General features: G+C 40.6%; 8 protein-coding genes and 1 pseudogene. 5 read left to right on the top strand and 4 right to left on the bottom strand.

Going from position 1 to position 10,066, the window contains the following annotated elements; genetic code table 11:
* The first annotated feature begins 133 nt into the window (after positions 1 to 133).
* Entirely contained in the window at positions 134 to 277 is a 144-nt protein-coding gene (locus BQ7314_RS07945) for a hypothetical protein (protein ID WP_174483168.1), read from the top strand.
* Positions 278 to 582: 305 nt separating this feature from the next.
* Here the strand turns inward: BQ7314_RS07945 and BQ7314_RS07940 are convergent, their stop codons facing one another.
* From BQ7314_RS07940 to BQ7314_RS07930, 3 genes are all read right to left on the bottom strand, one after another.
* Entirely contained in the window at positions 583 to 1,491 is a 909-nt protein-coding gene (locus tag BQ7314_RS07940) for an NAD(P)-dependent methylenetetrahydromethanopterin dehydrogenase (RefSeq protein WP_174483167.1), read from the bottom strand.
* A gap of 247 nt (positions 1,492 to 1,738) precedes the next feature.
* Positions 1,739 to 2,647 (bottom strand): NAD(P)-dependent methylenetetrahydromethanopterin dehydrogenase, encoded by a 909-nt coding sequence (locus BQ7314_RS07935; protein ID WP_174483166.1) that lies wholly within the window; start codon positions 2,645 to 2,647, stop codon positions 1,739 to 1,741.
* A 164-nt stretch (positions 2,648 to 2,811) separates the two neighbouring features.
* Positions 2,812 to 5,037 carry an NADP-dependent isocitrate dehydrogenase gene (locus tag BQ7314_RS07930; RefSeq protein ID WP_425356635.1) on the bottom strand — a complete coding sequence of 742 codons (2,226 nt, stop codon included), beginning with the start codon at positions 5,035 to 5,037 and terminating at the stop codon, positions 2,812 to 2,814.
* 242 nt (positions 5,038 to 5,279) lie between these two features.
* Between BQ7314_RS07930 and BQ7314_RS07925 the strand changes: the two genes are divergently transcribed.
* The 3 genes from BQ7314_RS07925 (at position 5,280) to BQ7314_RS07915 (ending at position 7,775) form a co-directional block, all read left to right on the top strand.
* Positions 5,280 to 6,395, top strand: coding sequence for a type III PLP-dependent enzyme domain-containing protein (locus BQ7314_RS07925; protein WP_174483164.1), 1,116 nt, complete (start codon positions 5,280 to 5,282; stop codon positions 6,393 to 6,395).
* A 106-nt stretch (positions 6,396 to 6,501) separates the two neighbouring features.
* Positions 6,502 to 7,497, top strand: a complete 996-nt coding sequence (locus BQ7314_RS07920; protein ID WP_174483163.1) for a zinc-dependent alcohol dehydrogenase family protein — start codon at positions 6,502 to 6,504, stop codon at positions 7,495 to 7,497.
* A gap of 56 nt (positions 7,498 to 7,553) precedes the next feature.
* Positions 7,554 to 7,775, top strand: a complete 222-nt coding sequence (locus BQ7314_RS07915; RefSeq protein WP_174483162.1) for a hypothetical protein — start codon at positions 7,554 to 7,556, stop codon at positions 7,773 to 7,775.
* Between the two features lie 237 nt (positions 7,776 to 8,012).
* Here BQ7314_RS07915 and cyoE read toward each other — a convergent pair whose 3' ends face one another.
* Positions 8,013 to 8,900 carry a heme o synthase gene (gene cyoE / locus BQ7314_RS07910; protein ID WP_174483161.1) on the bottom strand — a complete coding sequence of 296 codons (888 nt, stop codon included), beginning with the start codon at positions 8,898 to 8,900 and terminating at the stop codon, positions 8,013 to 8,015.
* A gap of 88 nt (positions 8,901 to 8,988) precedes the next feature.
* Here cyoE and BQ7314_RS07905 point away from each other — a divergent pair.
* Positions 8,989 to 9,939: pseudogene (locus BQ7314_RS07905) on the top strand (M16 family metallopeptidase); the annotation flags it as partial.
* Between the last annotated feature and the right edge of the window lie 127 nt (positions 9,940 to 10,066).

The following is a 10,066-nucleotide window of genomic DNA, read 5'->3' as shown; positions in this document are numbered from 1 at the left end:
TTATTTAATACGTTTTCTCAGTCCAAGAAATTGAGGAAGAAGTTGATTTCTTTACTGCGCCCTAGCTCGGAGAACAAGGGCTTTTATAGTGAACAGAGTACTTGATAATTTTTTGTCGTGTACAGAGGTTATTTTGATAACTATAGGAGGGGCAATTGTTATGTGGAATTTGGTTGAAAAGCGGTTTCTTTTTCATAAAAGCCATTATATTGAGGCAGTTTCGGGGCATGAAAATGTCACTATTAACTTACTAGAAAAAGTAGGAAAAAAATTATAAAGAAAGACCGCGTGAAGCTCACAAAAACCATGGGTACGTCGTCGACTGGGTAGGGATTGTCTTTGGCGACAATGAGGTTGGTGAATTTTTCATAATCAGCCAAAGTGCTAAGGCCTCTTACTGCCCCGTAGCATTAAATGCCTGTGTGCGGTAATAAAATTGGTTTTCCTTGTGCTGTTGGTAGGATGGACAATACCTGCCTGCCGTAGTGCGGCCTTGGTGGTGGGCAGAGAGGCGTTGCTCATCCCTAGTTTTTTACATGAGGAGCTATTTTACTTTAAGTTGGCAGCTCTTTTTTATAGTTTTTATTTTAACAAGTCTCTCGCTTTATCAAATGCTGCTATAAAGTCTAGGTAAACGGGTTTGTCGCCGCTTAGCATGGATTCAAGCAAGGCATGCTGAACTTTGTATTTGATATTGCCTACGGCTAAAGGGCCGATACCAACGGCATTTTTAGAGGCTGTAGCATGCGTTAAGGGTGCCCCAAAATCATTCAGTTGAATGCCTGCAATACCGGATGGCGGGACGGCATTGACATCGCCAACTACTTTGAGCTTTTTGGCATGGCTTAATACTTCTGCATTTAAAATTTGTATACCTGCTTTTGCGGTACAAAAAATAATATCGGCATCTTCAATGAGGGCAATTTTATCTTCATCATAAGTCGCTACTGTACCCGAGAGAGTAGAGTTAAAGCGGCGATTATATTCTTCAGCAAGGCTTTGAGCAGATTCTTTTGAAAAATGATCCACTAAAGTCGTTTGCGCGCCAGCTAGTGATGTCGTGACGCCGGTAGCGATACCCACAGGTCCTGTGCCGCCAAATACGAGTGCTTTACAGTCTTTTAATGCTTTATTATGTTTTTCTTTTAGTTCTTTTTCTACGCAAGCAACTAATGCGGCTGCTGTTGTAAAAGCACCACTAGGATCAGCAAAAACTGAGACTTCAAAGGGGGGAACCATGGCTTTTTTTGCGCCATTAAGCATGTCTACTGCGACGCCTAGATCACGACCACCAATGAAAATAGCCGTTTGTTTGACTCCCGAAGGGCCGCGAGAAAAAATAACATCTTGCGTTAATCGGCCTATGCTTTCTAATCTTACATTAGAATAGGGCATGAGTACGTCAAAATCACAGTCTAATGCCATATTGATATCAAAAGGGCTGTTATTTTGCATGGGGTCGAACATGTGTAATATGCTTCTTTTGGCCATGAGGTGTCCTTGTTTAAAAAGTTGGTTAAATGCTATGGAGATGGATACTTGGTTATCCATAATTTTCAGCTGTACTGCGTCTCGCTCCTGTATGCTTTTAGCAGGAATGGGAACGACGAGTGTAGCTTTTTATTATCCATAGGTATTAAGCTCATAGTAGGATGTGTTGGTAGTAGGAAGCGCATCAGGTAAATGATACGCTTCGCTCCTCGGCATATCCTACGACAATTGGGTGGAGGTAAAAGGTTTATTTAGACGCTTGAATATATTCGCGAGCTGCTGCAAAAGCATGCTCAAAGTGCAAGTAAAGTGGATGATCTTTTTCAATCATCGTTTTTAGTAATTTGCTTTGCACTTGGTATTTCACATTGCCAATCGCTAAAGCACCAACACCAACAGCACCACTTTGAGAGCCAGCAATAGCTTTACCATTGTCAAAAGGATCTAAACCAGCAACACCAGATGGTGGAACTGCATTAACATCCGCTGCGACTTTTAATTGTGGTGCTGAAGCAATTAATTCAGCACTTAATAGTTCAATGCCTGCTGCGCCTGTAGCAAAGACCACATCGGCAGTTTTAATATATTCTGCTTTATCTGCATCAGCACCTGCAGTAATAGTAATTTTACCTGCTCCGAATTCTTGGTTACACATATCAGTAATGCGCTGTGCTTTATCTAATTGACGGCCAATAATGCGCACATTGGCACCGGCTTGAGCGGCTAAAACGGCTGCCACTTGGCCTACTGGTCCTGTACCACCCAAAATAAGGGTGTTTTTACCCGCTAAATCTGTGCTAAATTTGGTTTTTAGTTGATCTTCAACAACCGCAACCATGCCCGCTGCAGTGGTAAATGCACCGCTTGGATCAGCAAAAACGGACACTTGAAATGGAGGAAACATAGCTTCAGTTGCCGCTTTTAACATATCCATCGCTTGTTTAGTATCACGGCCGCCAATAAAAAAACCGGTGAATTTCAATCCTTTAGGACTACGTGAAAAAATAGCATCTTGTACTAAGCCCTGAACTTCATCAGGCTCAACATTGGTATAAGGTATGGCAGAAACCCAGCCTGCATCAACGGCCATATTGACATCAAAAGGACTTAAATTTTTTGCTGTGGTTAGCATGTGTAAGATTAATGGTTTAGACATAGGGTTCTCTATAAATTGAATTAAAACAGGAATTATTTTCTAAGTATAAAATAAAACGTAGCTTATTCACAGGGGCTAATGAATAGGAAGGGTATTTGTGTGAGGGGCTTTAGCGACGACTTGTATGAAATCGAGGCTAAAGCCACTCCTACGAGACATTCAGGCTAAGCAGAAATAATCGCGTTAAAACAAGCGCTCGGGCGCATAACTTGCTCAACGAGCTCTTTATTCGGGAGGTAATAGCCGCCAATATCAACATGACCCACATGCGTAGGGCTGAGTTCTGTAACGATTTTACTTTCATTGTCACTTAGCTGTTGAGCGATAGGGATAAATTTAGCTTGTAAGGCTTTATCCTCTGTTTGTTCGGCTAAGGATTGCGCCCAGTACATGGCTAAATAATAATGGCTGCTACGCGTATCACCCGCACCGATAGTATGGGATGGTGATTTATTGTTATTTAAGTATAGGCTGTTAGCTTTATTTAAGGCATTTGCCAGCACTTGTATGGAAGGTTTATGGGTTTTTTCAGCTAAATCCTCTAAGGATACGGCTAGGGCTAAAAATTCACCTAAAGAATCCCATGCTAAATGATTCTCTGCTAATAGTTGTTCAACCAATTTAGGTGCAGATCCACCCGCTCCTGTTTCAAATAAACTGCCGCCTGCGAGTAAGGGCACGATAGAGAGCATTTTTGCGCTAGTACCTAACTCTAAAATAGGGAATAAATCAGTCAAATAATCACGCAAAATATTACCTGTAACAGAGATTGTGTCTTCACCTGCTTGCACGCGTAAGAGCGTGTAATTAATTGCTTCAATGGGTGCCATGATTTTAATGGTTAAGCCATGGGTATCATGGTCTTTTAGATAAGTTTCAACTTTCGTGATTAAGTTAGCATCATGAGCGCGTTTGTTATCTAACCAAAAAATAGCCGGTAATCCAGTTAAGCGTGCACGAGTAACAGCTAATTTAACCCAATCTTGTATCGGTAAATCTTTGGTTTGACACATGCGCCAGATATCGCCAGCTTCAACCTTATGTTCTAATAAAATATTGCCCGCTTTATCGGTAACGCGTACTGACCCTTGGGCGGGTATTTCAAAGGTTTTATCATGCGAGCCGTATTCTTCAGCTTTCTGTGCCATCAAGCCGACATTGCTGACCGTGCCCATCGTTGTAACATCAAAGGCACCGTGCTGTTTGCAGAAATCAATTGTTGCCTGAAAAACACCGGCATAACTGCGGTCAGGGATAAGCGCTTTGGTATCATGTAATTGCCCATCTTTACCCCACATTTTTCCAGAAAAACGAATAGCTGCTGGCATGGAGGCATCAATAATGACATCATTAGGGACGTGTAAATTAGTAATGCCCTTATCAGAATTGACCATGGCTAAAGCAGGGCGTGATTGATAGACAGCTTGAATATCTGCTTCAATTGCTAAACGTTGCTCATCGGGTAAATTGGTGATTTTTGCATAAACATCGCCTAAGCCATTGCGCGTATTAATGCCGAGTGACTCGAAGGTGTCCGCGTATTTGGCAAAGACTTCTTGGTAATAAACATCAACCGCATGACCGAAAATAATCGGGTCAGATACTTTCATCATGGTTGCTTTGAGATGCAATGATAGCATTACGTCTTCAGCTTTGGCTGTCTGCATTTCTTGTTCAAAATAAGCACATAAAGCGCTACAGCTCATCACTGATGCATCAAGGATTTCACCTGCTAATACCGGTGTGTTTTGTTTAAGTATCTGAGTTGTACCAGAGGTATCAATGAATTCAATGGTTACATTGTCCGCCTCTTTTATAACAATCGATTTTTCATTGCCATAAAAATCTCCATCAGTCATTGAGCTAACATGTGTTTTTGAATTTTTCGACCATGCACCCATCGTGTGTGGGTGTTTTTTTGCATATTCTTTAACAGGGGCTGCAACACGGCGGTCTGAGTTGCCTTCACGTAAAACAGGGTTAACGGCACTGCCTAATACTTTGGCGTAACGGGTGTTAATGTCCTTTTCTATTACATTACTCGGAGCTTCAGGGTAATTCGGAATATCAAAGCCTAAGCTCTGCAATTCTTTAATCGCTTTCAGTAATTGCGGTACAGAGGCACTGATATTGGGTAGCTTAATAATATTGGCATCAGGTGATTGAGTGAGTTGAGCTAGTTCGGTTAAAGCATCATGGTGCTTCTGTGCCTCTGTTAATTTATCTGGGAAATTAGCTAAAATACGGCTTGCCAGTGAAATATCTTTAGTTTCAATTAAAATCCCTGCTGCTTTACTAAAAGCCTGCACAATAGGTAAAAAAGAACAGGTCGCTAAAGCAGGGGCTTCATCGGTTTTGGTATAGATGATTTTTGAATTAGGCATATTGATTGATTTATAGAGGAAAGATGTATTGGTAGTTATTATATTATACTAAGAAAAGTACGCCCTACTGGTATGAGACTGTAAAATAGCAAGATAGTTATTTCTTTGATTATAAGAAGTATTAGCGGAAGAGTTGTCACAAAGCCTAAAGGCAAACACAAAGACAAGCCAGAATCAACAAGTTATAAAATCCCCATTCCTTACATAGGCGGACTAAAGTCTGCCCTACATTTTCTCTTTTTTATTAAATGTCTAAGCTCCCTACATCCCCTGCTTTTGTTATTGATCAACAAGCTCTACAAGAATCAATTGAACTATTAAATGATTTACGAGCGCTGTCTGGTTGTCGCGTTTTATATTCTATCAAGGCTTTACCGTTAATTTCGCTTTTAGAGCGGCTTAAACCGCATGTTGATGGTTTTTCTGTGAGTTCTTTGTTTGAAGCTCAATTAGCCTATGAAGTATTAGATAAACAGCAAAGTATACACCTTACTACCCCCGGTATCAGGCCTAATGAAATTGGCCAGCTTAATCAAGTTTGCAGTCATATCAGTTTTAATTCTTTAAGCCAGCAGCAGATGTTTTCTAATGCAGGGCATAAGCAAGTTGCTCAAGGTTTACGCATTAATCCAAAACTTTCTTTTGTACCTGATAAGCGCTTTGATCCTTGTCGTCTGTATTCAAAGTTAGGTGTTGATATTAATACGATAGAGGCACAGGATATAGTTGGGCTTTCGGGTTTACATATTCATACTGTTTTTTCACAATATGATTATGGGGCGCTATTGCAAACTTTGGATAAATTACAGCAGCAGTTAGGTAGGTATTTTAAGCAATTACAATGGTTAAATTTAGGCGGAGGGTATTTATTTAAAAATATAAATGATCATCAAGATTTTATTCAACTTATACGGACATTACGTCAGGAGTATGCTTTAGAGATTTATATAGAGCCGGGTAAAGCGGTGATTGGTGATGCCGTAAGCTTGGTAGCCACTGTTATTGATTGTTTTGTTAGTGATGGTAAAGTCATTGCTGTTTTAGATACCTCAGTTAATCATAATCCTGAAGTGTTTGAGTATCAGCGTCAACCTGAGATATTAGAGAGTCATGAACAGGGCACTTATCAAGTCATGTTAGTTGGTTCAACCTGTTTGGCGGGTGATGTCTTTGGTGAGTATACTTTTTTACATGTTGTAAAAATAGGTGACACTATTAGCTTTCCTAAGGTGGGTGCTTACACCTTAGTGAAAGCAAATCGATTTAATGGTTATAACTACCCAGATATTTACAGCCTAGATGCAGGCGTTTTAAATTGTTTAAAACGCTATGATTATGCGGACTATCGGGAGCATTGGCTATAACATTTAAAGCTAGGCATTATGGTAGGGTATACGTACATACTTATGCACTAGCTTAAAATGGTAACGCAAACAAGTGAGTAGATTAATATTTTAAAAGGTGAGGATGATGAAAGCAGTCATAATGACAAAAGCAGGTAGTCCAGAGGTGCTCGAGTATACCGAAATAGCAGAGCCTGAAATAATGCAGCCTACACAAGTTAAGGTGAAAATTCGTGCTGCAGGTGTCAACCCCATTGACACGAAAGTGCGGCGTATGGCGATGTTTTATCCTGACAAACTACCCGCTGTACTGGGGTGTGACCTGGCAGGTGAAGTGGTTGCGATTGGTGCAGGTGTGACAGAATTTAACATAGGCGATAAAGTCTGGGCGTGTCATGGTGGTTTAGGAGATGAGCAAGGCTGTTATGCAGAATTTTCTGTGTTAGATCAACGTTGGTTAAGTTTGATGCCTGATATCTCATTTACCACAGCGGCAGCCGCGCCTTTAGTGTTGATTACTGCTTGGGGGGCTTTATTTGATCGTGGGCGGCTACAAGCTGGTGAGACAGTGTTGATCCATGCGGGCGCAGGTGGCGTTGGTCATGTGGCTGTTCAGCTAGCTAAACACAAGGGAGCGCGTGTTATTACTACGGTTAGCACAGTTGAAAAAGCGGAATTCGTTAAGTTGCTAGGGGCTGATGAGGTTATTTTATATAGCCAAGAAAATGTATTAGAGCGGGTAAATGCATTGACGGGTGGGCAGGGAGTCAATTTGGTTTTGGATACTGTAGGCGGGGATGTTTTTGTGCAAAGTATTCCATTAATTGCCTATTTTGGGCGCATTGTGACATTATTAGCTATTGATCAAGTTGACCTTTCCGAGGCACGAGTGCGTAATTTAAGTATTGCTTTTGAGTTGATGTTAACACCTTTATTACGTCATTTAGATAGGGCGCGTGATCAGCATGTGGCCATTTTAAAGCAATGTGTTGATCGGATTAATGCCGGAGAGCTACAGATCTATGTTGAGCAAATAATGCCGCTAGCAAAAGCATCTCAAGCACATTCTAAAGTTGAGCAAGGGCATGGCAAAGGCAAGGTAGTGCTAGAGCTTGTGGAATAGGCATGGATTATGCTTGTTAATGAGTAAGGTAACAAAGCAAGCAAGTGGTGAAGAAAATGAGTGCAATATACGAATCTAGTACTGTTGAAGCAAGTCGTTTAGCCTTTATAGATACTTTAACTGCAGAGTTTACAATGCGTACAGGTGTGGGTGTGTATGTTTATCTGACGCCAGTTGATATTAATAGTTTGTTTAGACGCTACCTAAAAGAGCGTCAGACAATTGCTATTTTTGTTAGACAGTATGTAAGGAATTATTCGATCGAGAATAATATTTAATGTTATCAATCGGTTGTTATTTTTGGTTTAGGCGTAGTTGATTTTACGAGGTGAGTATTGGGGTTTGCATGGTCTATTTTGAGCAAATAAAGACCGTAAATTTATTTGACAGTTATTACTCGTATTGTAAGAGGCTATTCAGAAATTAAAAGTATAAGGGAAGGCATCCCTATACTAAATTAACAGTCATTGGCCTCGCCCTAGCTTCTCCTGTGAGAGAATTAGGGCGGTTGCAATTTAAAGCGTATATCGAAAATAATGGTCAAGTAGTAATGCCGCAAATAGTAGCATCAAATAGACGATTGAATAAGCAAAGGTTTGCATCGCTGTTTTATCTTCTTTCGTGCGCATCATTTTTATCGCAAAATAAATAAACCCCAAGCTCAATAGCGAGCTTGGTATTAGATATATCAAGCCACTCATGCCTGTTAGATAGGGCAGCAAGGTGACGATAAATAATAAGATGGTATAAAATAAAATATGTAAGCGAGTAAACTCTATGCCGTGTGTAACAGGTAGCATAGGGATATTTACTTTTGCATATTCATCACGTCTAGCAATGGCAAGCGCCCAGAAATGGGGTGGTGTCCAAACAAAAATCAATAGAAATAGCAGTAGCGCATAAGGGTGAACTTCACCCGTCATAGCGCACCAACCTAAAAGAGGTGGTGCTGCACCAGCCGCACCACCAATGACAATATTTTGTGGTGTCATGCGCTTTAAATACACGGTATAAATGACCGCATAACCAATTAACGAAACAAAAGTAAGCACAGCCGTTAGTGTATTGACTAGAAAAACCAGTATCAACATTGCGGTAATGCCTAGTATCGCGGCAAAAAATAGTACATTTTTTGAATTTAGATCACCTTGAGGCAAGGGGCGGTTCTGTGTGCGCGCCATTTGGGCATCGGCTTTTTGATCTATAAAATGATTAATCGCAGCAGCAGAGGCTGAGGCTAAACCGATACCGAGTGTTGCATATAAGAAAAGAGCGATGGGTGGCATACCCGGAACAGCCAAGAGCATGCCAACATTAGCTGTAAATACCAATAGTGCAACCACTCTAGGCTTGCAAAGTTCAAGGTAGTTTTTCCAGGTGATATTATTTTTTGTATTTGTCATGCTTTGTTGGTTATTTTAATGGCTATCTAAGATAAAATAATATACTTAATATTGTATTTTATCGTTCACTGTACAGAGAAGGTAATCAATGATAGTTCGTCTTTTTATATTTTTATTTTTTTATTCATTCAGCGTTAGCGCGACTGAAGTCCAAGAGTATAGGCTCGCTAATGGACTTAAAGTTTTAGTTAAAGAACAACATAGATCACCGGTTGTGGTTACGCAAATTTGGTATAAAGTTGGTTCAAGTTATGAACCCTCTGGTCTTACCGGTATTTCCCATATGCTTGAGCATATGATGTTTAAAGGTACAGATAAACACCCAGCAGGTGAGTTTTCTAAAATTATTTCAGAAAATGGCGGCAGGGAAAATGCATTTACTGGGCGAGATTATACCGCATATTTTCAAACCTTGGAGAAGTCGCGTTTGGCCATTAGTTTTGCACTGGAAGCAGATCGGATGCAGCATTTGCATTTGCTCGCAGATGAACTAAAAAAAGAACTGCAAGTCGTGATGGAAGAACGGCGTATGCGTACTGAAGATCAGCCGCGTGCCAAGTTACAAGAATACTTGATGGCGATGGCATATACTAATTCGCCTTATAGGAATCCTGTCATTGGTTGGCCGTCAGATATTGAAAATTATCAAGTCGAAGATTTACAGCAGTGGTATCAAGCATGGTATGCACCTAATAATGCAACTTTGGTGGTAGTAGGTGATGTGCAGGCGAAAGAGGTGTTTAAGTTAGCTGAGCAGTATTTTTCTGCTATTCCTGCTCAAGATATTAAATCACTTAAGCCTCAAAAAGAAATGCCACAGGTAGGTGTGCGGCGTATGACGGTGCAGTTGCCTTCGGAGGTGCCATATATTTTAATGGCTTATAAAGTGCCGAGTTTAGCTGTCGCAGAAAAAGACTGGGAAGCCTATGCTTTAGATGTGCTTGCGGGTGTCTTAGATGGCGGTGATAGTGCACGCTTACCCGCAAGGTTACAACGTGGTCAGAAAATTGCCAGCTCTGTTGGTGCGGGTTATGACTTAGGAATGAGCACAAATTAATTTAGGCAAGTTCAATTTAAGAATTATAATGATGCAACTCATAAACTTTATTTAAAATCGACCCAAGATAAAACCTTACTCAAAAGAAATTGAAGCGCAGATGCGAGAA

The organism is methanotrophic endosymbiont of Bathymodiolus puteoserpentis (Logatchev) (assembly GCF_900128525.1).
Taxonomy (GTDB): domain Bacteria; phylum Pseudomonadota; class Gammaproteobacteria; order Methylococcales; family Methylomonadaceae; genus Methyloprofundus.
This window is presented reverse-complemented; position numbering and strand designations above follow the sequence as displayed.